Annotated in this window: 20 protein-coding genes; 6 read left to right on the forward strand and 14 right to left on the reverse strand. The window is 56.6% G+C overall.

All coding sequences use genetic code 11. The features are described from left to right. Window positions 1-4: 4 nt before the first annotated feature. Window positions 5-961, reverse strand: coding sequence for a CPBP family intramembrane glutamic endopeptidase (locus P1K32_RS08225; protein ID WP_276249262.1), 957 nt, complete (start codon window positions 959-961; stop codon window positions 5-7). A gap of 100 nt (window positions 962-1,061) precedes the next feature. Between P1K32_RS08225 and P1K32_RS08230 the strand changes: the two genes are divergently transcribed. The 3 genes from P1K32_RS08230 to P1K32_RS08240 are packed head-to-tail and all read left to right on the forward strand — an operon-like array spanning window position 1,062 to window position 2,027. Beyond that, entirely contained in the window at window positions 1,062-1,403 is a 342-nt protein-coding gene (locus P1K32_RS08230) for a helix-turn-helix domain-containing protein (RefSeq protein WP_276249263.1), read from the forward strand. Between the two features lies 1 nt (window position 1,404). Further along, the gene (locus P1K32_RS08235; RefSeq protein WP_276249264.1) at window positions 1,405-1,725 is read left to right on the forward strand and encodes a hypothetical protein; all 321 of its coding nucleotides are present in this window, start codon (window positions 1,405-1,407) and stop codon (window positions 1,723-1,725) included. Between the two features lie 20 nt (window positions 1,726-1,745). Next, complete coding sequence (locus P1K32_RS08240; protein WP_276249265.1) at window positions 1,746-2,027, forward strand: DUF7521 family protein; 282 nt, start codon at window positions 1,746-1,748, stop codon at window positions 2,025-2,027. 116 nt (window positions 2,028-2,143) lie between these two features. Here the strand turns inward: P1K32_RS08240 and P1K32_RS08245 are convergent, their stop codons facing one another. From P1K32_RS08245 to P1K32_RS08290, 10 genes are all read right to left on the reverse strand, one after another. After that, on the reverse strand, window positions 2,144-2,923 hold the full coding sequence (locus tag P1K32_RS08245) for an ATP-grasp domain-containing protein (protein WP_276249266.1): 780 nt from the start codon (window positions 2,921-2,923) through the stop codon (window positions 2,144-2,146). 165 nt (window positions 2,924-3,088) lie between these two features. Further along, window positions 3,089-3,778: a glycerophosphodiester phosphodiesterase gene (locus P1K32_RS08250; protein WP_276249267.1), complete on the reverse strand. Its 690-nt coding sequence runs from the start codon at window positions 3,776-3,778 to the stop codon at window positions 3,089-3,091. A gap of 94 nt (window positions 3,779-3,872) precedes the next feature. Next, window positions 3,873-4,553: an NTP transferase domain-containing protein gene (locus tag P1K32_RS08255; protein WP_276249268.1), complete on the reverse strand. Its 681-nt coding sequence runs from the start codon at window positions 4,551-4,553 to the stop codon at window positions 3,873-3,875. After that, a complete protein-coding gene (locus tag P1K32_RS08260) occupies window positions 4,541-5,527 on the reverse strand; it encodes a CDP-glycerol glycerophosphotransferase family protein (RefSeq protein ID WP_276249269.1) in 987 nt (328 codons plus the stop codon). The genes P1K32_RS08255 and P1K32_RS08260 overlap by 13 nt, the downstream gene beginning before the upstream one ends. A 622-nt stretch (window positions 5,528-6,149) precedes the next feature. After that, window positions 6,150-6,908 carry an HNH endonuclease gene (locus tag P1K32_RS17670; protein ID WP_349682115.1) on the reverse strand — a complete coding sequence of 253 codons (759 nt, stop codon included), beginning with the start codon at window positions 6,906-6,908 and terminating at the stop codon, window positions 6,150-6,152. A gap of 219 nt (window positions 6,909-7,127) precedes the next feature. Next, on the reverse strand, window positions 7,128-9,164 hold the full coding sequence (locus P1K32_RS08270) for an ATP-binding protein (RefSeq protein ID WP_276249271.1): 2,037 nt from the start codon (window positions 9,162-9,164) through the stop codon (window positions 7,128-7,130). A 180-nt stretch (window positions 9,165-9,344) separates the two neighbouring features. Continuing rightward, window positions 9,345-10,436 (reverse strand): DNA cytosine methyltransferase, encoded by a 1,092-nt coding sequence (locus P1K32_RS08275; protein ID WP_276249272.1) that lies wholly within the window; start codon window positions 10,434-10,436, stop codon window positions 9,345-9,347. 78 nt (window positions 10,437-10,514) lie between these two features. After that, on the reverse strand, window positions 10,515-11,144 hold the full coding sequence (locus P1K32_RS08280; protein WP_276249273.1) for an HhH-GPD family protein: 630 nt from the start codon (window positions 11,142-11,144) through the stop codon (window positions 10,515-10,517). 69 nt (window positions 11,145-11,213) lie between these two features. Beyond that, a complete protein-coding gene (locus P1K32_RS08285; protein WP_276249274.1) occupies window positions 11,214-11,990 on the reverse strand; it encodes a hypothetical protein in 777 nt (258 codons plus the stop codon). Between the two features lie 245 nt (window positions 11,991-12,235). Beyond that, a complete protein-coding gene (locus P1K32_RS08290) occupies window positions 12,236-13,348 on the reverse strand; it encodes a DNA cytosine methyltransferase (protein ID WP_276249275.1) in 1,113 nt (370 codons plus the stop codon). A 170-nt stretch (window positions 13,349-13,518) separates the two neighbouring features. Here P1K32_RS08290 and P1K32_RS08295 point away from each other — a divergent pair, with 170 nt between their 5' ends. From P1K32_RS08295 to P1K32_RS08305, 3 genes are all read left to right on the forward strand, one after another. Next, window positions 13,519-15,426 carry a hypothetical protein gene (locus P1K32_RS08295; RefSeq protein ID WP_276249276.1) on the forward strand — a complete coding sequence of 636 codons (1,908 nt, stop codon included), beginning with the start codon at window positions 13,519-13,521 and terminating at the stop codon, window positions 15,424-15,426. Between the two features lie 80 nt (window positions 15,427-15,506). Then, the gene (locus P1K32_RS08300) at window positions 15,507-16,451 is read left to right on the forward strand and encodes a hypothetical protein (RefSeq protein ID WP_276249277.1); all 945 of its coding nucleotides are present in this window, start codon (window positions 15,507-15,509) and stop codon (window positions 16,449-16,451) included. 1 nt (window position 16,452) lies between these two features. Continuing rightward, the gene (locus tag P1K32_RS08305; RefSeq protein ID WP_276249278.1) at window positions 16,453-17,151 is read left to right on the forward strand and encodes a DUF6339 family protein; all 699 of its coding nucleotides are present in this window, start codon (window positions 16,453-16,455) and stop codon (window positions 17,149-17,151) included. A 22-nt stretch (window positions 17,152-17,173) separates the two neighbouring features. Here P1K32_RS08305 and P1K32_RS08310 read toward each other — a convergent pair whose 3' ends face one another. The 3 genes from P1K32_RS08310 to P1K32_RS08320 are packed head-to-tail and all read right to left on the reverse strand — an operon-like array spanning window position 17,174 to window position 20,896. Continuing rightward, window positions 17,174-17,908 (reverse strand): DUF6339 family protein, encoded by a 735-nt coding sequence (locus P1K32_RS08310; protein WP_276249279.1) that lies wholly within the window; start codon window positions 17,906-17,908, stop codon window positions 17,174-17,176. Window positions 17,909-17,939: 31 nt separating this feature from the next. After that, a complete protein-coding gene (locus tag P1K32_RS08315; protein WP_276249280.1) occupies window positions 17,940-19,001 on the reverse strand; it encodes a hypothetical protein in 1,062 nt (353 codons plus the stop codon). Next, window positions 19,001-20,896: a hypothetical protein gene (locus P1K32_RS08320; protein ID WP_276249281.1), complete on the reverse strand. Its 1,896-nt coding sequence runs from the start codon at window positions 20,894-20,896 to the stop codon at window positions 19,001-19,003. Before P1K32_RS08320 ends, P1K32_RS08315 begins: the two co-directional genes overlap by 1 nt. Between the last annotated feature and the right edge of the window lie 111 nt (window positions 20,897-21,007).

The following is a 21,007-nucleotide window of genomic DNA, read 5'->3' on the forward strand; positions in this document are numbered from 1 at the left end:
TCAGTTATCGCGGCGTCCAGCGGGTGACGCTGTCTGCGAGCGCGAGCCGGCCGTGGTGCCAGCGGACGTATCCCAGCAGGGCGATGCCCCCGAGCGCGGCGAACCCGACGAAGACGAGTCCTTCCTCGCCGACCCACACTGTGGGTCCGACGATGTCGACAGCGAGCAGCTCGGGCGTCTGCTGGGAGTGTCCGAGCCCGAACACTGCGCTCTGTGTGACGTTGTAGAAGACGTGGAACCCGACCGAAAGCGCCAGCTCGCCGGTCAGCACGTACGCGCCGGCGAGAATCAGGCCGGCGAGCAGGTAGTAGCCGTACTGACTCGCGTGGGTGACTTTCCCGCCGTGGAGGACGGCGAAGACGAGCGTGCTACAGAGGACCGCGAGTCCGATGGCGCCCCATCGCGGGAGGAACCCGTCGGCGCCTTCGGCGATGTTCTTGAGCAACACCCCCCGCATGACGAACTCCTCCCACGTCGCCGCCACCGCGACGTAGCCGAACACGACCGCCATCGCGAGCGCGAACGGCAGGTCACCCGCTCCCCGAGTGACGCCGACGACCCTCGCCCATCCCGCCCACAGCGAGACGAGCAGCGCGCCGGCGTTGATAGCCGTCGCAACCGCCGCCCCGGCGGCGAACGAGCGCCACCACGAGCGGTCGAGTGACAGCCCGAACTCGCTGACCGGCCGCCGGTCGAGCGCTCGGGCACTGACCAGCACCGCACCCAGGAGAACCACCGCGAATCCGACTGCTTCGAGCGGTTCCCGTATCGGATGGGCGAATCGGCCCCGAACCGCCGTCTGGACGACCGCGAAGGCGAGGAAGGTCACGACGGTCGGCAGGAGCGCCCGCAACGGGGCCCGGAGCCGTCGCTGTCTGCCGTTCCACACCGGCCACGTCAGCCACCGCCAGAGCTGTCGCGTCGTCGTCTCGGTCCGTCGTCCCGTCGGTTCCTCGGGCATATCCCGACCCACGAGCGAGCGCGACGTATCACCACGCCCAGAGCTTCCGGCCCGGAAGTCGTGGTGGGATTTTTATACTATCTCGACCGGTGCAACCAGTATGGACGGGGATGAGGACGAACTCCTCGCGTTGCTCGACGACGAGTACGCGCGGGCCATCCTCGCCGAACTCACCACCGAACCGATGTCCGTCACCGAACTGTGTGCGGCCTGTGAGATGTCTGATGCGACGGCCTACCGGCGTCTCGACAGGCTCCAGGACGCGAATCTCGTCACCGACCGACAGGAACTGGACCCCGACGGCCACCACTACAAGTGCTACGTGGCGACGGTCGAAGACGTGACTGTCACCTTCGCCGACGGGAGCTACGACGTGGCCGTCACCCGCTCGTCGACCGACCCGTCAGACAGATTCACCGACCTGTTCGAGGGGTTGTCCTGAGATGTTGTTCCAGTTGCGTGCGACCGGGACCGAGCCGACGGTCGCTCTGGCTGTGGTGGCGCTCTCGGCGCTCGCTATTGTCCTCTCACTGGCTATCGCGGCGGTGCTCGTTCGGGGGTACAGACGGGGGCCCGGAGGGCGAGACCTGCTCGTCCTCGCCGTCGGGTTGCTGTTGCTCACCACGCTCCCGGAGCTCCTCCGCGTCGGGCTCCCGACGGCCACCGGCGTCGGGACGGTGGGCCGTTCGGTCCTCGTCAGCGGCTGTGAACTGCTCGGGCTCGGGACCATCCTGTGGGCCGTCTACGGGGGTGGGTCGAAGTGACGCTGTCCCCCGCTGTGCTCATGGTCACTCTCACGCCGGAGACGGTCGCGTTCCTCTCGCGCGGGCTGACGGCCGCCGTCGGCCTGTTCGTCGCCGCGCTCGCGTATCGTGGCTTCCGACGGAACGGCGTCCGGAAGATGCGGTGGCTCGCCCTCGGGATTGCGCTTCTCACCACGGGCGCGTTTCTCGCCGTCGCCGTCGCCGAGCGACTCGGTGCCGATGTCGGGTACATTCTGCTCGCCCGAAACCTCGTGACCGTCGCGGGTCTCGGTGCCGTGCTGTACGCCCTGCTCGTCGACTGACGTGTCTCCCGAGTCGGTCGTCCCGGTTGCGCCGTCTGCCGAGAGACGTTCCCCATCGGCTGCGGGAGGGGAACTGGCGTATCTGCACCCGACCAGCGGTCGTCCCGTGCGCCCCGTCAGCTCGTCTGGACCGACCGCTTTAGCACCGTGTCGTAAATCTCGACGGCGTCAGAGACGCCGTCGAGGCTCACCACCGGGTTGACGTCGAGCACGTAGACGCTCTTGTGGACCACCACGTCGAGTTCGAACAGCGTCAGCTCGAAGAGCCCGGCCACGGCAGCGAGGAGTCGCTCGAACTTGGCCGTCGTCGCCGTCTCCCGGGCCAGCGACCGCATCGACCGGTCCACACCGCTTCTGGGGGGATGTCGCGTCGAGCGGCTGTGCTCGCCGACCTGGAAGAGCTTGAAGCTCATTTTCGGGGCGATATACCGCTGGACGAACCGTTCGCCGGGGAAGTCGATGTCGCCCGCGACGATAACGGACAACTCGTGGCTCCCCGGGGCGAACTCGTCTCGCGTCTTTACCACCACAGGCGGGTCCAGAGATATCTCCTCGGCCGTGCCAAAGTCGTAGCGCGGGACGTGGATTCCGGCTGTCTCGATCCGCCGGCACTTCGCGAGCCGGTCCACCGTCGTCGCCGCTCCATGGTGGCTGTTTACCGTCGGGATTCCGCCCGCTTCGGCGCGCTGTAAGTCCCGCAGCGAGTGGGGTGTCCAGCGAGCCATATGGTAGAGGTCGAGTCCCATCTCGGCCAGGTCGGGGTGGTCCCGCTCTGGGTCGAGAAGCCACAGGTCAGCCCAGGTCCGGACCCGGTCGTAGACCTCCTGCTTGCGCTCGCTCGTGGCGTCCCTGTAGGCAGCAACGCCGACGGTCGGCCTGGCGTCTGGCTGGGCCATGTGTTGCTGTAGGTTCTCAGACACTATAGCACGTGGCCCGGATTCGTCGGTGGCGAGAGCTCATATGCGATGGCGGCTCACACCACAGGGGTCAGATTCACGCTTACACCGGACGAGCGCGGGGTGCAAGCCCGAGTAAAGCAACGCACCCTCTCAGCGCAGTTGTTAGTCGTCGCTGGCCGAACGCGTCTGTGGCGCGATATCCCATCGATCTGCAGTCACGCCGTCGACGCCGACGTCCCGCAGCGCGCGGACGTCGTCGACCGTCCGTGCTGCCTTCCAGGCGATGACGTCCAGTCCGTGCTTGCGGGCGGCGGAAACGACGTCGGTTTCGAGGCAGAGTTCGTAGTGCGGGAACACGTGCGTACAGTCCAGATCGACAGCACGTGACAGGTTCGTACGGGGACCTTGCTCGAACAGGAGTCCGTTCGGCACGTCGAGGTGGCTCGTTTCGATTTCCTCGATAGCCTCCGGGAGAAACGACGACACGCGAACGTCGGAACCGGCCGCCGTTGCCAACTGCAGCGTCTCTACCGCGATATCGGGTTCTTTCAGCTCGAGCTGAACGGTCACGCCATCCGGAACGGTCCGAAGGGCCGCTTCCAGGCTCGGAATCGGTTCGCCAGAATCGCACACGGACAACTCGCGGAGTTCTGACAACGGCGTCTCCGAGAGACGTCCCTCGGCGTCGGTGACGCGGTCGAGCGTCGCGTCGTGGAACACGACGAGCTCTCCCGAGCCGCACCGACGAACGTCGATTTCGACCGCGGAGAGCCGGCGGGCGGCTTCACGGATGGCGAGAAGGGTGTTCTCCGGAACGTGCTCTGCACAGCCACGATGGCCGATTATTTCCATCTAGTCGGTTCCGAACTGCCAGCACGCATCAACATTGTGTTTCCCCGCCGCCCCCTCTCTATGATTGACAGTACTCTCTCGTCGCAATCGTCACTCACGCACGAGAGCTGCGTTCGGATGCGAGCCACGCCCGAGCGTGTTCGAGGTCGGACGGGCGATTCACTTCGATGTGTCGCTCTGCGGGTATCTGGAGGGGTCTGGTCGGTGTCTGCGGGTAGACGCAGGGATACCACTCGTCCAATCGCTCTCGGAGCACCTGGATCGCCACCGTCCTGTGCGTGCGGCTCACGATCCCGAGTCCAGCGTGTTGGTGGCCTTCGATGAGCCCGTACGCCGTCACGAATCCGGACCCGCCACAGCGAATTGCCGTCTCCGTGTCCTGCATCCCCGGCAGACAGCCGACGAGGTTGTACCGTCCGTCGAGTGCCCTGAATTGCTCGGTCAACCGGCCGATTTCGCGCTCGTCGACCAGCACGTCGCCGTTGAGTACCAGGAGATCGTCGTCGATTCGTTCGAGGACGAGCAGCAACGACGCGGCGTTCTCGTAGCGCTCCCACGCTGGGAACACGACCGGATCGTCGGGATCGTACCTGTCGAGAACGACGTCGTGGCGATACCCGAGGACGACGCTCGTTCCATCTGCGTACCGCTCGAGCAGCGCTCGCTGGCGGTCGTAAAGCGTGCGACCGTCCAGCTCGATGAAAGCTTTCGGGACGTCGTCGGTGTGGTGACCCATTCGCCGTCCCCGACCGGCAGCGAGGATCACGCCCTGCATTCGAGCACCTCCCGGGCCGTGCGTTCGCCGGCCCGACCGTCCATCGGAATCCCGAGACACTCGAGCCACGATGCTCGCCGGCGTTTCGTGGATTCCGGCTCGCCGTTCCGGTACAGTTCGTCGACGAGTTCGCGGGTGAGCGTCTCCGTCGTCACTCCGATTGGGGGCACCGTCTTGCCCGCTGCATCGACGTCCGTCAGTTGAATCAGCGGTCGACCAGTGTGCAGCCACTCGGCGATCGTGCCCGAGAAATCCGAGACGAGGATGTCCGACCGTCGCATGCTCTCGGTCGGCGTCGTGGCGGTATCGAAGACCACGTTCGGTATCTCGGCGATTCGCGTTCGACAGGCACGAGTAACGGCCAGCCCCGGTCCTTCCCGTCTATCGGTCGGATGCGGTCGAAACAGGAGTTCGTACTCCGTCCCAGCAAAGCACTCGATAACCGACCGGGCAGTGTTCGCGTACGCTCCCCGGCCGACGAGATAGTTGGTCGGCGCGTACAACACACGGCGCTCACGGGGTGACGGCGCGTCGACGAGTTCGTCAGCTTCCGGGATGCCGACGGTGACGACCCGCACGTCGTCGGGCGCGACGGCTCGGTAGGCTCTCGTGCATCGCTCGCCTGGTGCCAGTGCGGCCGAGACGTGCTCGAGAATCGTTTCCGTCGTCACAGTGACCTCACCGCGACCGATAGACGCCCCGTGTCGGAGATGGACGAGTGGATACTCCTCGTAGAACGAGAACCGGTCGATACCGAAGCGATGGTTGTACACGACGACGCCAGGGTCAACCTTCCGGACGTTCGCGTCGACTGCGTCCGGATCTCGAACACTGATTTCGGCGATGGAGTCACTACAGTCCCGGGCATCCTCGCGGACCGGCACGTAGGCCGATTCGACGTCCACGTGTCGGTCGACCGCTTCGAACGTTTTCCGCATGAACGGCCGTTCGATAGCGTACAGGACGTCTACCATTCTCGTGACTGTCGTAGCGACCGCCGTTGGGTCCTGAATCGAATCCCGACCGAAAGCGTGGCTGAGCGGCGAAATATAGCGTGCCCTCTACGCATAGACCAGCTATCGCAGTCACAGTAGTAAGACTGTCATGCCGACGACAGCAAGCCACTCTTTTACCACCGTGCTACCTGATTGCATATACCGAGGTACTCGATACGGAGACCGGTGGGTCAGCGTTCATATGCGATGGCGGCTCACACCACAGGGGGTCCGATTCGTAACGTATTTCTGTGCCAGCGGGATACCTACGAATGCTTCAGCCAGCGTGTCCGGGCTGGGGTAGTGGCATCCTTTAGCCTTGTGGTGGCTAAGAGGCGGGTTCGATTCCCGCGCCCGGACTTTTCTTTCAACAGACTTTCCACGGAATTTCTACTTGAGTGGACAATCCACTACTTTCCTCTCACTCCCGATGAGCGAAGTGTCTCCCTGATATCTCGTAGCCTTCCGCTTGTCGGTGTTAGGCTCGACACAGCGAAATCACGCTGTCGGGAAGGCAGAATCTCGGCGCTCGTGGTCGTCTGAATCAACGAACCAGCGTTTTAGAGAGAACCTCGATAGTTCAATATCTCTTCTAGCCGGTCTATGGTTCCTTGATCAACGACCTGAGATACTCTGGTTCTATCTTGCCAAACTCGGCTTTTCGATGACAGCTGATACAGAGCGAGATGACGTTCTCTAGGTAGTGCGCATCTTCGCGATTGTGGTCGTCCGAGGCGACAAACCACTTTACAGGTGTGATGTGGTGGACGTCTGGATTCCTGCCCATCTCTTCGTCTGTCCGTCCACAGACGACGCACTGATGCCCATCTCGCTCAAGTGCCTGCTGTCGAATCGCTCTCCAACCTTTGCCGTAGTCCTCGTTTCCACCACCCTCCCAGTTCGGATGGCCTTCTCCACTGAATTCGTCCGAGAGCCACGTACTGTGACAGGCTTTGCTACAGAGAACAGTCTCACCAATCTGGCTTGGATACCGTTCGACTCGTGCTCCACACACTGCACACTGACAGACTCTCTTTCCGCCGTTCCATCGGGGATTCGCGGTTTCTGTTAACCGCGTAACCGTCTCTTTGTCTTCGTCCGCGTAACATGGTGAGCAGTACTTTCCAGTGCGTCTGGATGGGTAGTACTCGAAGGTCTCACCACAACTCGCACATTGTGTTTGTGCTTTGGCTCCCTGTGACCTGCCTTCACGCAGACACTCGTCTGAGCAATATTTTTCCTGCCCGCTCTGGTCGAACTGCTCGCCGCAGTTTTCACATTTCACCGTCACAAGCGACACTCCGGGGTTGCGCCCATGGTGGGGTTGCTCCCCTTTTCCGATTTGAACCCACGCCCACATTCCGGACAGACATAGTCTCCCATCACAACCCCTCCGTTTCGGGTGTGGACCGTCCGCACACTCGCTTTCTAGACAGTACAACCGCTATTCGTTGCAATCGTATTCGTGCCATAATCGATGACGGGCACTATGTGCGCCCGCACCCGTCGCGGGCGCACTGATAAAATTGGGCGCTACTGCATAGGGGCAGAAATAGTGGGTGATGTTAAGTAAGATGCGTCATAGCTGATTGATCAGGTCTTTCAGCGCGATCGTTCTGAGAGGAACTTGGCCCGCCGATGAAAGGGTTCCAATATGAGTTACTCCAGCATATCGACGATCTTCAGAGGAAGTCGGACGCCGGAATGTAACTGTCTTGCCGGCCAATTCACGTTGAGCAGCAAAATTTTCCGTGGCTGTGCTGTCCCCATCGCTGTTGCCGTCGTTTTCATCTTCTTCGGCATTGTCTATACTGTCTTCAAGCTCCCAGCAAACTAATAGGTCCATCTCTTGCCATTCTTTGGTGTTGTTAACGATATGTTCAATTATGTCCACGCCTCTTCGCTTGAATTCTAAAGTGATAGCTGATTGCTGTCCCGTGATCGAACTAGATCCAGGAAATACTTCATGGAGCCGACTCGGTACAGATTCTGGGTCATATCGTACGAATCCGTCAAATGCTCCGATCCCGGTGAAATAGCTAGGTTTATAACAATTTAGGAGCCCCATCCCTGCTAATTGATTAAACACACCAATCACATCCTGTTCCTCGTGTGGTTCTTTAAGGTGTGGAATTGGTCCTACTCCCTCAATTGGATCCACTGATATGTCGTCCATCTCTAACTCCCGCTCCAGAGGCGTTTTTTGAAGCTCAGAATCTCTAGCAGATTGCGGGGGCGCGGCACGAAGGTAATCTTCAGCCCTACTAACCACATCGCTATGTAGGAACTGCTTCGTGCCATGGATCACGTCCTTCGTTTCGTTTGGGAAATCATTGCGTCCAGAATCTGGAGCTACATCAGTAGTAAAATGATAAAGGAACCAAAGTCGCTGGTTTCTACCGCCACTATATGACAAATTAGTATTCTCATGCCATAGTGAAATCATTCCGTCAGATGCAATCCTTATTCCAGGCTTGTGGAAACTCCAATTACCACGGATATTCCAACGCTTTTTCAGCTTATCTCTGTATTCGTTCGAATAAGTATAGAGAACATAGACCTCCAGTTCGTGCTCACGAATATATTCCTTGATATCTTCTGCCTCAGTTAAATATTCCCCAGTGTGACTATCAGTAATCCTCTCGGCTATCTCTTCGGAATCAAAGAAACTGTAGACCCCATGGTGGGCATTCCGTAATGTGGCGTCTACCTCCGCATCACTCTCAGTATCTACCTCAATAGTTTCAAGTGGTGCCTGTCCGTCCTCTAAGTCTTCGTTCAGTTTCTCATGTGGGTAGCGATAGCGGTCCTGTATATCAAGTTCTTCAGTCTCAGCATTAGCGGTATATTTCAACGTAATATCTACTGGTGGATGATTTTCATCAGCAGGCGGGACAACTCCAGCTGCAGTCTGTGTCTCGAGGATTGTCTTCATCATCTTTGCCGTGTTGAAGACATGTGAGAGATTGCTGGGCCGCGTAGTATCGTCAGTTTGGATAGTTACCTTTGTCCCCCTCTCAAAATCCTCTTCGAGTTCTTCTGGAGCGGCTTTTGGACGGGTATCGGCCCCTACATCTTCACTTTCCACCCACTCACGACCTCCGGTAAGTTTCAGACGGTACGGCTCTTCACCAGGCACCTTTGATACTACTTCAAAATGGTTGAACCCGTAAGCTAAAAACGTAAGTCCAACTCCCTTGTGACCCCTGACAGTTCCGTTATCATATAAATCGCGTTTATTAGTCGCTTCTGGAGCTATAAATTCCTGTAACTCACCTATTGGGAAACCTCGCCCGTTGTCTCTCACCGCGATGATTCCTTCATCAGTATCAATTTCAACAGTCACCTTTGCGGGAATCACCGAATCTTCATTATCACTGGGAGAATCTGATTCAGCCTCCGCTTCCGATTCAATCTCTGGAAACAAATCTCTGTTATTAGCTCTCACGATCGCGTCCATCGCATTCTGCACTGGCTCAGCAAGAACATCTATTGAATCATTATAGTCTTCGATGATGTGCTCGAGCCGCCGCTTTGTTGACGCTTCTGCTCTTTCCCCTTCTTGATAACTTAACGGATCAAATTCCGAAAACTCATCCCCATCTTCTGATGACATGAACGCTAAAACAGGACCCTGATACTTAACCGTGAGTACTTAGCAACTGAACATCATATAATCAGCAGTGCATCTATCTTGATATAGCTGACCAGTGAACGATATATAATAAGTCAATGACTTCAAATAGGAACATAAATTTCACAGCTTAACAGTGGTCGCTAGCTCAATAGTCAGAAATCAAAAATCTCCGATGGTAGCTTGCCTGTCCGACCATTGTAAGAACTCGAATATGCGTTTTCCAACTATTTCTCCCAGTTTCGGAGGAACAGCATTGCCTATCAGACGCCCAATCTTGTGGATACCTACGTCGCTGATGTCGTCGGCGAATCGGTAATCTTCGGGAAACGTTTGGATCATCGCACCTTCACGAAGCGAAAGCGCTCGGTCTTGATCGGTGTCGTAATGGCCGAATCGCCCACTCCCTAGGTTGTAGAACTGTGTCGTAATCGTAGGGGCAGGCTCGTCAGGAACCATCCGACCATACACCGATTGATACGTCTGTCCACTCGCTTTCTTGTGACACTCCAGCCGTAGCCGCTCTGGCCACGTCTCCCAACTCTTTCCTGGCTCCGAGTGGTTCACACGCTCTACGTTCGTTTCTGACAAATCTCGAGTACTGTGTAGAGAATCGTGGGCTGATTTTTCTCCAGGACCTAATGGTTCGAGATCATCGATACAGCTTCGAACGCTCGGGTAATCCTCCGGAGAAGCGTGTATCGGAGAACCGAGGTCAATCCTACCCTGCCGTGAACCGAGCACAACCCAGCGCCGGCGTGTCTGCGGGATATCGTACTCCGGGCAGTATACGCGCTTGTCGCTGTCCGGGTTGAGATTATAGCCGAATTCGTCCAACCCCTCTATGAATTCGTCGTACACCTCTGCATGACGTATTTCATAGACGTTCTCCATCACGACAAAGTCGGGTTCAACGTATCTAACAATCTCCAGAAACGCTCTCAACATCCCGTACTTCTTGTGGTCAGAACTGTCTGTACCGTGTGTCAGTGGCGAGAAGGGCTGACATGGGGCGCAACCCGCCAACAACGTTGCGTCCGCATCGTCGTCTAAATATTCGGAAACAGATTCGGGGTCTTCACGTGCGAGTTTCCCGATATCTCGGGCGACGAATTCTGAGTCGTTATTCTGCTCGTAGGGGTACCGGCAATCGGAGTCAACGTCGAAACCCGCTTCGACAGAGACGCCAGCCTGCTCCAACCCCTTCGTCAGCCCACCAGCGCCACAGAAGAGGTCTACAGCAGAGACGTGCATACAATCAATCGTACAAGCTTACCACTCCAAGGGTCTAAAGATTTTACTACTAATCGCCTGACGTTACCCTTCCAACCGCTACGAAGTTTGGTTATAGTATTCACAGTACTCGCTCGCGAAGCACCGTTGACAGAGTGGATCGGGCTGGCAGACGCTCGCTCCGAAATCGAGGAGTGCCAGATTGTACGTTCGGGCGTCGTCCTTCGGAACGAGGCGAGTTGCGAACTGAAGCTGATCTGAGGGACTATCCGGCCACTCTTCACCGAACACTCGTCCGTAGATCCGCTCTACGTTTCGGTCGAGTACTGGTAACGGTTCTCCGTCAGCGAAACAGAGGGTCGCGTTGGCGACGTACTGGCCTACTCGCTGGAGATCGGATAGTTCGTCTGCCTCGTCTGGAAGACTATCACATTCTGCAGCGATGGTTTTGAGCGCGTCAGCACGGATGTTGTAGAATCCGAGTGGTTCGATAATCTCTACGAGTTCGTCTCGTGTCGCCTCGTCGATAGCGTCCAGAGACGGGAACCGTTCCAAGAACGTCGGGTACACCGAAGCTACGTTTTCGGCAGGCGTCTGCGTCAGGAAGAATTCGGCGACGAACACCTCGTAGAGGGAACGGTTTGGTTCTCGCCACGCAAAATCTCGGAGATTCTGTGCACTCCACTCAAGTAACGACGAGCGGAAGCGAGCTTCTTTTTCCGTAGTCACGCTTCGAGTTGGTTCCGCTTCGATATTTAATACGAGGCGGCGACCCTCTTCAGCTCGATATTGTCGGGGTCAGAACTCTTCCAACGTTCTGTTGTTCGCCCGTTTCCGTTTGAGGTCCATCTCCTCGTCGTAGTTCGAGTAGTCTACTCTCCCTTCGTCGATACCGTGTTCTTCTTCGTAGACCTTCAGCCACGCTCGGCAGACGTGGTGGATGTACGGTGCTGGGATACAATTCTTCGCCAGATGCTGTTTCGGGTAGGGTTTTGGAGAGTAGTGCTTGGCCGACGCCCACCATCGCTTCGAACGCTCCGAAAAGAAGAACGACGACGTCTCTGCCGTCTTATCCGACCCAGAGTCGGTCCAGAACCGTTCGTGCCGAGGTGGCTGGGGGACACGAAAACTCGTCTCGAAGGCTCGTTCGTACTCAATCGGTAGACCGAACATTCGACCGTTCAACACGACGGGATCGTTCAGTGGTGCCCGTGGCACGTTCTCGATGACGTGGTGATCACAGAACTCCTCGGCCAAATTGCGGGCACTGGGAATCATATTCTCGTGTGCGTCGGGGTCTCCAGAGATACTAGTCGTATCTGCCCACTTGGAACAGACGGGGTGGAAGACACCGAGGTCGAAAGTCACGTCGTCTGAGATTGGAAAGTACCAATCTTTATCGGGGACGTCGAGGTGTGCGTCCGCTTTGATAGGGAGGCTCTCGTTGGTGTCACGAGGAGCGATGCCGACACGGACGACGTCACCGTAATTCGTCAAGACCTCGGACTCTGTTCCCATATCTGCGAAGCAGTGTAGGATCTTCGGCGTCTCTGTCGACGACCTACTGCCGCTCATAGGGCCACCTCTGTGGAGCCGTCTCGATAAGATTCGACACGGACTGGTGTCCCCTCTCTATCGGAGTACAGCTGAGGCCGTTGTACACTACCACGTCGGCAGCCATCGTATCCGAATATCCCTCCGAGAGTGATAAGTCCATATCCTGTTGCTAGTCGAAGCCACTTCGAGATTCAAAAGGCGACTGGCCGTCCTGCCAGGATTACAGGCTCGAAACCAACTTCTAAATCCCACTCCCCGGGGTTTCAGTCGTCTGCGACCCCAGTCTCGGGTGCTGGTACTTCTACATCGACGTGTTCGAGTATCCCACGCCCGATGTGTTCTGCGAGTAACGGTGGCACCGCGTTCCCGATCAGACGTCCCAGATTCTTCACACCGACGTCGTCCCACTCGTCGTAGAAGTCGTAATCTTCGGGGAACGTCTGCAGGAGTGCTCCCTCGAGGAGCGAAATCGCTCGGTTTTGGTCAGTGTCGTAGTGACCGAACCGTCCACTCCCGTAGTTGTAAAACTGTGTAGTGATAGTCGGTGCAGGCTCGTCCGGTCGCATTCTGCTGTACGGGGCTTTGTACGAGCGGCCACTGGCCTTCTTGTGACAATCTGCGAGTAAGTGTTCCAGTCCACGTTCCTCCCAGACTCGCCAATCTTCTCCTGGCTCGATATTTTCGATACGCTCTAAGTTCTTCTTGGAAAGTGTCCGTGACCGGTGGAGATCGTGGTCTGGATGGGTCTCCCCAGCTTGGAGCGACGGGAGATGACCGATCGCCTCGCGAGCTGTAGGGTACTCCGATTCGTCCTCGTACATCGGATCGGGCAGCGAGATGGGCCCGACTTTCGAAGCCATGACGACCCAACGCTTGCGTTTCTGTGGGATGCCGTACTCTGGACAGTAGACTTTCTTGTTTTCGTCACTGTTGACGAAGTATCCGCTATCCTCGAGAAACTCTATGAACTCTTCGTAGACGCTGTCATTTCGCACCTGGAGAACGTTCTCTGTGACGACGACGTCTGGTTCTACGTACTCTACGATCTTCTTGACGTCTTTCAAACGACCCCACTTGTCGTGATCCTCGTGGCTCTTGTCTTTCTCGTGTCCCATAGTGGAGTAGGGCTGACATGGAGCACACGCCGCTAGAACCTTCACGTCCGAATCCCAGGGGAACATTCTCGCGATAGGTTCCGGGTCCTGAGCGAGGGACTCTGCATTGAGTTGCCTGAATTCCCCATCGAGATTCTGCTCGTAAGGGTAGGCACAGTCGGGGTCGTAGTCGATACCTTTGAGAACAGATATTCCTGCTTGCTCTAACCCGTAACTGAGTCCGCCAGAACCACAGAAGAGATCTACTGCGGTAATCTTCATGCATTCACTTTCCAACAACCTCATATAAATGGTTGGTACGTTATGTTGGTATAAATAATTAGACACTTCCGCTTTGAGCCCGCGCGGTCACTGGATATATATCACGTGACGCGGAACAGTGCGTATGATTGAGGGTCGGATGTGAACGAAGTGAGACGCATTCTGCAAATATGAGTGGAAAGCACAGGACAGAGATGGACGATAGGGGATGGTTCTTCTTCAGCGGTGGTCCCGGTGCGCCCCGCTACGGAGACGACCCGACGAAACACGCCGTCGATCACGACTCTGAGGCTTTCGTTCGTGAGGTCTTACAGAACGCGAACGATCAGGCGTTAGACAACGACGAGCCAGTCGAAGTCACGTTCCGATTCGTTACCCTCACCGGCGAAGAGAAACGGCTGTTTCTCGAAGGATTGGAGTGGCAAGACGGACTCCGAGAACGATTAGAATCTGTCACCGCTGCCGATCGCGGTCGTAGCTACGATCGCCTTCTGAGTCGCATAGACGACTCGGAAGCAGAGCTGCGGTTACTGATCGTCGAAGATCGTAACACCACAGGTCTGACTGGAGACTGGGACGAAGACTCGAACTATGCAGCACTCGTACGCGACGAACTCTACAGCAGTAAGCAAGACGACACTGCGGGGGGCTCCTATGGACTAGGGAAGTCTGTCTTGTGGACTTTCTCGGGTGCGTCTACGGTGGTATTCAACTCGTTCCTGTCGGGGGACGGAGACGCCGACCGCTCACCGAGACTGATAGCGAGATCGAAATTCCCGACCCACGAACTGACGAGCGACGACGTGACTTATCAAGGAGCAGGCTGGCTTTGCCGCTCGAAGGACACCGAGAACGGCGTCAGACCGGAGTCGTTCTGGGGAGAAGAAGCTTCAGAGCTCGCAGAGCGACTCCAGATAGAGCGACCAGCAGTCGACGGGACGAGCGCTCTGGTCGTCGACTTCCGCGATCCTACTCGTGACGAGCGTCCGGATCTCGATCAACTAGCCGACGAATTCGTCGAGGCATCGGTGAAGTACTTTTGGCCAGCGATCTATAGAGGCGACCTCAAAGTCGAGGTCGAGACGCCCGACGAGACGGTCGAAGCTGACGTCGACAGTGTTCCGGCGATCACACCGTTCGTCGAATGCTACTCCTCACGCTTCACAGAAGAGGAACAACTCGAAAATGCAGGGGACGTCGCAGGATTAGATATCCCGCTGAGCGTGCCACCTCGTGCCGATGGCAGTGAGACTCCCGATGGTACCGTTCGGTTAGCGGCACGACTCGCGTCGCCTGCCGACGACGACACGTATCTCAACACGGTCGCGTTGTTCAGAGGCGCGGGGATGGTCGTCAAGTATTACGACCAGAGCCGTGTCGCGTTCGGTGACCGGAACTTCTACGGTGTCCTCGCTGCCGGGGAAGCCAGGACAGATCACCCATCGTCCGAGAGTGACGAAGAGATCGACCGCTTCTTACGATTTGCGGAACCTCCCGAACACGACGAGTGGGAGTCGACAGAGAACCTCAGAGAACAGTACCAGAGGGGGTTCAGAACGGCTATCGAAGATATGTTCGGAACGCTACGAGATGGCCTTCGGCACCTGTTAGCGAAAAGTAACGGCGGAACTGATGCACTCTCGGATAGTGTGTTGAACCGATTCCCGATTCACGGCAGCGGAGCCCCGCGTGTACGGAATCCACCAGACCTCTCCCGTGTGTTCGAAATCGACAGCACGTCTCGGTTCGACGGCGACAGATGGGTGTTCTCGGGCCGGGTCGAACCGATCGTAGACGAATACGAGGGTTGGTCTACCGAGATTTCGCTGACCAGCATCGGCGAAGATGGCTCGAGATACGACGATGTCGCGATCGAAACTTTGTCTGTCGAAGACGAAGACGTCGCTATTTCGTTTGAGGAGGATACAGTTAGCGTGGTCGCAGACTCGACGACCGGTGAGATTCGGTTCGAGGGGAGCTCCTACGCTACTAACGAGAACGATTTATTGAGTGGTGACGTCGGCGAGACACAATTGGAGATACGTGCCGAACTGGACTCTCCAGAAGGTGATCGATAGTGGTGCGACGCTCCCAAAGGCACCGTAGCACCGCACTCCCGTTCGCGTACCTGGACTCTGGACTCGACTTCGAGATAGATATGTACTCTGTCGACGGAAAGAAACCCGTCGATCTCGAACTCAAAGCGGGCCAGACTCAGATCGATCTATCCTCCGCGTTGGAGGCCGAGATGGAATCTGGAGACTGGGAGAAAGTGGTCTTGTACGGCCAGTTGGAAGTTCCTGAGACAACCGTCGAAGCTGTCTTTCCTCAGGAGGAACGTGAGTCACCACCAGCGAAACTCTACGTGGCTGTCCGCTGTCACAGTACGATATACCGAGATCGGACCATCGTATCGAAGTCACCGACCGACGACGGGGTATACGACGTAACGATAGTACTACACAAAGATGTCGTTCGAGACGAGGTCGAACTCCGACCGTACCTCGTTCGGGCGAGTGACCGGTCACGTGATGGCCAGTACGCCTATAAAAAGAACTTCCGTGTCTCGAGCGGCGACATCTACACCGTCGTCGTAGATAGACCGTCTGACGAGCAACCGCCTGCTATCGACGGTGAAGAGATCAGTTTCTCACAGGCATCTCACCTCCCTGAGGGTGAGAAACTGTACTACCTCGATTTCCGGAACGAGGCGCGGCCGAAGCTCTGGATCAACTCAGACCACCCGAGGATCACTGATGTCTTGCAGAGTCGTGGTTCGGTAGGTGCAGAAGCACGGATGCGCGACGTGATTTTGGATCAGATCAGCTACGGAGTTTGGATCCAGCTATTGATCAGAGCGGGGAGTGCTATCGACGGGGACGGTGACGTCGATTTCGAGTGGCAACAAACCGTCTTGGAGACGTTCGCTCGCAACCTGTACGAAGTCGACGATCTCTCTGAGGCGATGCAGAGATTGCGAACTGACCTCGGTGAGAAGGAGTCACTACCACACGTCTTGGAGTTGGCAGACCGCGAGCTCCAAGAGTACATAGATCACCGCACACAGTTGATCAATCTCATGGAAGAGGGACTCAGCATCTAACATGGCCGAAGAACAAACACTATATCGGTTGACAGAGGATGGCCGTCGACTCGTCGGTGAGCAATTTCTCAAAGGTGAAGCGACGATAGACGAGGACGACCTCTCAGAGCACGTCGAACCGATGCCTGGTGAACCGACAGCAGACCTGGAGAGTCTAGACACCGCTGTCGACACGGTACTCTCTGAGTACTCGGAGTTCGAGACAGCGATGGATGGCGCTCTTGCGAGGGGAGTCCATCAGTGTCTGGATATTACTCGTCGTACCGCGGGTGACCCTGGACTCTGGCACTGGCTCGCAGTCGTTCGATACCCTGAGTTCGTTCGACACCGATGGAAGTATCGCTCAGAAGAAGCGATGCGAGAGAAGTTCCTCGGTGCTGGCTCTGACCTATATTCGAACGCGATCCACCGATTGTGGTGGATCGCCGAATTGACCGCTGTCGACGGAGACTACACTGTGACCGAGGACGTCTTCACGAACCAAACGATGGTCAACAAGGTCTTCGATCGCTGGTTTGCTCGATATCGTCCAGCTGTCGTAGCGGTCTGTCGTGCGCTGTCAGACGAACCATCCTGGGTGATAGACGAATCGACACGTCGCTTCAACCACGCTCTTACGAACATCCAACTCGAAGGGCTGTCTGAGCGTGAGGCCGAAGACCTCATCCGACGGATTATAACAGAAGTAAAATCGTCGTAACGTATCTCAGACTACGTTTCTCTCATTCGTCGTTACGCATGACATCGTCCCGTAGTGACTCGATCGTGTCGACGATATCTTCTTTGTCCATCGATTCGACCCGCCGAACGGTCAACTCTTCTCTGAGGCGAGTCGTGGTGTCGCTCACTATCTCACTGTTCGACGGTGGGTCGGCGTAGTCTCCTCTGAGATCCTCTAACGCCTCGTGACACAGGAGGTCGACACAAGCAGTGGCGACCGGGCGGTATCGCGCGAACCACCTGTCGAACACGTCGTTCGCGAGTTCCTGGAATTCCAAGGCTCGTCTCGTTCGCTCGTAGTCTCGGTCTTTAGGGTCGTCGGACTCTGCTGGCTCGTAAGTTAGCTCGGCCGCCCACCAGAGCCTATGGAGTGCGTTCGAGTATATGTCGGCTCCTGCCTTCAGGAACTTCTCTTCCATGTTTCCAGGCTTTTCAGGATTGTAGACGTGGTCCCACCGATAGTGGACGAAGTCTGGGAACCTAACGATGCAGAGGTAGTGCCACAATCCAGCATCTGCAGCTTGATTTCTGGTCAAAGATAGACTACGATGTAGTGTCGGGGCGAGCTCGGCGTCGATATCACTGCTTTGGGGGTCGATATCGTCGTCGGCTTCTATCTCTTGAATCCGCTCGTCTACGGCACCGAGGTCTACAGATATGCCGAGTGGAGTCAGATACGGTTTGAGATCGTCGTGAGTGAGCTCACGTTCACCCGCGAGGAACGACTCGTCGACCATCGGTCTCCCTGCACTCTGCAGTCTGTACAGATCAGTTGTCATTCTGGATCGCCTCCTCGATCAACTTGGTCGTATCTGTCGGTAGATCGTACCGCTGGTGGACCGCGCGTTCGATGTCCTGCATGAGTGTCGGCAGGTCTTCGACGCTTCGTATGTCGGTGGCCAACTGAACAGCCGCTTTTTCGTCTTCGAGCTCTGGGTAGAGATATTCTAAGAAGAGATCTAAGACGTCTTCTTGCCAGTTGTGTTTCGTCTCACCGGTATCCGTGTCGGTGTCCCGCGCTGTCTGAACGAGCAGTTGCGTCCAAACCGAGTGTTCGATGTAATCGTAGAGAACGTCACGGAGACGCGGAGGGCCCCCCGTCGCTCCTTCGTTTTCTAGCACTTTGACCACCTGTGGGTGACCACGGTTGAGATACAACTGTGGATTCTGAGGTTCGTCTAAACTGAGGTAGTGGATATGATTCTCGTTGGGAAATTTGTCGTTGTCCTCGAAGTCCTCGATGATCGGCATGAGGAGCCCACCACCATCGTTCGGCTCGTCGAGTTGAATCGACCATTCGAGGCCGTTGGACAGGCGTGACCCTGCTTTCGACGCACAATTAGTCGCGCCTGCTTCTCGTCCGCTAGCTCTCGTCAAGAACGGCTCTAACTTGACCGTCCCTCGATGTTCAGAGCGTTCGATGTCTACCTCGAACGATTCTATTCCATCCTCTACAGGCGGTTCCTTCAGAACTCTCCGTGACCGGTGGATCGCGAGAGGGTTGGTCTTGACGAGTACGAGTCTCCCGGCAGGGCTATCCCACTCGTCGGGAGGAAACACCTCCTGGATCGTCTCTGATTCTAACGTGACCGTTCCAGTGATTGTCAGAGTGTGCCAACCACTCTCGTCGACGAGTGAGAGGAACCTCTCGTCCGCATCCAGCTCACCACGTTCGTCTAGTGGCTCCCCGTCTATGAGGAATTCTTCCACGTCGAAACCGATAGCCTCTCGTTCGTAATTGTGGGGCAGTGATTGGGTGACCAGGCTCCCCCTCTGGATCTCTTCTTCCTCTCCAGCTTCTTCTTCAGCGTCCTCGTCCGTAGCTGACATCACTCGTCACCTCGTTTGGCGATGTCCACAGAGACTTTGAGTCGAGTCTCGACACGTCGCTGGTCGAGATCAGAAGAACCTTCGAAAGTTACCGAAGTGGTCCCAGGACTCGGATTTAATCGTCCGACCTGGACGTCGTTTTCTTCGGGAAGGGACACTCCAACCCCGGGCGTGTTCGAAGAGACATTGGCGACGGGTAACCGATCGTTAGTCGCACGTTCCTCTCCCATACGGACGAGCGAGACTGTCACTTCTCGGATCTCGTAACCGTCGCTCAACGGTTCTATGTTACCTTCGAACACCCAGTGATCGTACGTCTCGTCGAACGAAATATCGGTCTCACCTGACACACGTTGGCTACTCGGCGACTCTCGCTTCGACCGGCCACTCTTCGCCTCGTTACCTATCTTGAATCGGTTTCCAAGACGTTCTGGGCCGGTTGCTCCACGGTCGACGTTCGGTGCGACGAGACTTCTGAGTTTGTCTGTGACGTCGGGCTTGATACCTTCTACCGCTTTCTTGAACCCTCGCGAGTACGTGTTCGCGAGTGTCTCTGTCCGCTCCCATTGATTATGCCGCGGTGGTTCCGCAGCGGTTAGGAACTCTTCGACGACTCGATCCGTTTCTGTCGCTTCGGTTCCAGTACCCCACGGTCTTGCTTTCCCTCCCAACAATACACCGTGGAAGTCCTCGTTACCCACTACGATTTTGTCACGGTCGTAGTATTCGACTACCATACCTGCTCCCCGAACGAATGCTACCGAGTTGCGCTTGTGTACCTCGTCAGGCTGTGCTCTACGGACGAGGAGTGCCAATTCACCATCTGTTTCCCCAGAGTCACCGGTTTTGGGTGGTACAGTGAGGTCTATACTGGTGTCTGTGATGTCTCCCGGTTCTTCGAGTTCTTCGACTGCCTCTCCTCGTTCGCTGAGACAAGATGTGAAGGGAGTGTACTTCGGATGTACATCTAAACTCGCCTCGCGAGTTTCTGTCTCCGTTTCGACGTTTACTTTTAAGTTATCATTGTAAATTGCAGGCCAGAACCACTCTAGCGTCAGATCGGTGATCTCCTCGGCTAACTCTGTATCGTCCAAGCGCTCCTCTGCGGTTGGCACTCTAAAATCGACCACCTGGATACTCGTCCCGGAACTGTCCGGGCGGGTGAGTCGAAGTGGGTCGGCCCGATCGGCTGCGGCTTCTCCCCAGAGAGACTCTGGTCTGGACCTTCCTGCCCCCTCAGATTCCTCTGCCTTTCCGTACCAGCCGTGGCCTTGGAACACAGTCTCTCCATCGGCCGATTTGTGGGTCGGTAACCGAGTACGGCCGATGAGGCGTGGAGAATCGTCTCTCGGATCCGGTTCACTGAGGGTCGAATTGAATAACACCATCGAGAGTCCAGAGAAGAGCCACAGTACTGCCTTCCCGAGACCGTAGCTTCCACCTGCCGTGTCGCCCGATTTGCTACTAAAGAGTACGTCACGAACGAGTGCTGTGAAGTTCGATTCGTCCGCAGTTTCAGCTCCCAAGAGCCCAGCCGTATTTTTGTCCTCTATCGTGAGTATCCGCAAAGCGTCTTCTTCTTCGATTCTGGACATCGCGTCGACGATATGCTCTCCACTTTCGGTTTCACCAGATAGACCGGCGTGCTCCGACCACGTCGATATGTCTAGGGCTTCGAGGTACGATCTCAGCTCGTCGCCTTCCAACGTCTCGAGTCGAAAAGTTACTTCTGCGGGTTCGTCATTTTCTAACCTCGCGTCGTTGGAGTTCTGCAGTACCTCTCTGACGAAAGTTTTCAGCCCTTGCTCACCATCTGACATCGCGTACTTCGCGACGTCGTCACCGTAACGTGCATCGGTCGGACGGGAGGTAGTAAATCCCCACTCCGCAGTCATACGCCGATCACACTGTGAGTGCTATTTCCGTAGACACCTTTAGTGAGAAGGGATCCGGTTACGGGATACATGCCACATATGTATCTGTGGAAATGTGATAAAAATTTGCCT

It is taken from the genome of Haloarcula rara (assembly GCF_029338235.1).
Lineage (GTDB): Archaea > Halobacteriota > Halobacteria > Halobacteriales > Haloarculaceae > Haloarcula > Haloarcula rara.

Excerpts from the sequence above, each read along its gene's own strand:
- P1K32_RS08225 (WP_276249262.1), bottom strand. The coding sequence starts at position 961 with ATGCCCGAGGAACCGACGGGACGACGGACCGAGACGACGACGCGACAG.
- P1K32_RS08230 (WP_276249263.1), top strand. The coding sequence starts at position 1,062 with ATGGACGGGGATGAGGACGAACTCCTCGCGTTGCTCGACGACGAGTAC.
- P1K32_RS08235 (WP_276249264.1), top strand. The coding sequence starts at position 1,405 with ATGTTGTTCCAGTTGCGTGCGACCGGGACCGAGCCGACGGTCGCTCTG.
- P1K32_RS08240 (WP_276249265.1), top strand. The coding sequence starts at position 1,746 with ATGGTCACTCTCACGCCGGAGACGGTCGCGTTCCTCTCGCGCGGGCTG.
- P1K32_RS08245 (WP_276249266.1), bottom strand. The coding sequence starts at position 2,923 with ATGGCCCAGCCAGACGCCAGGCCGACCGTCGGCGTTGCTGCCTACAGG.
- P1K32_RS08250 (WP_276249267.1), bottom strand. The coding sequence starts at position 3,778 with ATGGAAATAATCGGCCATCGTGGCTGTGCAGAGCACGTTCCGGAGAAC.
- P1K32_RS08255 (WP_276249268.1), bottom strand. The coding sequence starts at position 4,553 with ATGCAGGGCGTGATCCTCGCTGCCGGTCGGGGACGGCGAATGGGTCAC.
- P1K32_RS08260 (WP_276249269.1), bottom strand. The coding sequence starts at position 5,527 with ATGGTAGACGTCCTGTACGCTATCGAACGGCCGTTCATGCGGAAAACG.
- P1K32_RS17670 (WP_349682115.1), bottom strand. The coding sequence starts at position 6,908 with ATGTGGGCGTGGGTTCAAATCGGAAAAGGGGAGCAACCCCACCATGGG.
- P1K32_RS08270 (WP_276249271.1), bottom strand. The coding sequence starts at position 9,164 with ATGTCATCAGAAGATGGGGATGAGTTTTCGGAATTTGATCCGTTAAGT.
- P1K32_RS08275 (WP_276249272.1), bottom strand. The coding sequence starts at position 10,436 with ATGCACGTCTCTGCTGTAGACCTCTTCTGTGGCGCTGGTGGGCTGACG.
- P1K32_RS08285 (WP_276249274.1), bottom strand. The coding sequence starts at position 11,990 with ATGAGCGGCAGTAGGTCGTCGACAGAGACGCCGAAGATCCTACACTGC.
- P1K32_RS08290 (WP_276249275.1), bottom strand. The coding sequence starts at position 13,348 with ATGAAGATTACCGCAGTAGATCTCTTCTGTGGTTCTGGCGGACTCAGT.
- P1K32_RS08295 (WP_276249276.1), top strand. The coding sequence starts at position 13,519 with ATGAGTGGAAAGCACAGGACAGAGATGGACGATAGGGGATGGTTCTTC.
- P1K32_RS08300 (WP_276249277.1), top strand. The coding sequence starts at position 15,507 with ATGTACTCTGTCGACGGAAAGAAACCCGTCGATCTCGAACTCAAAGCG.
- P1K32_RS08305 (WP_276249278.1), top strand. The coding sequence starts at position 16,453 with ATGGCCGAAGAACAAACACTATATCGGTTGACAGAGGATGGCCGTCGA.
- P1K32_RS08310 (WP_276249279.1), bottom strand. The coding sequence starts at position 17,908 with ATGGTCGACGAGTCGTTCCTCGCGGGTGAACGTGAGCTCACTCACGAC.
- P1K32_RS08315 (WP_276249280.1), bottom strand. The coding sequence starts at position 19,001 with ATGTCAGCTACGGACGAGGACGCTGAAGAAGAAGCTGGAGAGGAAGAA.
- P1K32_RS08320 (WP_276249281.1), bottom strand. The coding sequence starts at position 20,896 with ATGACTGCGGAGTGGGGATTTACTACCTCCCGTCCGACCGATGCACGT.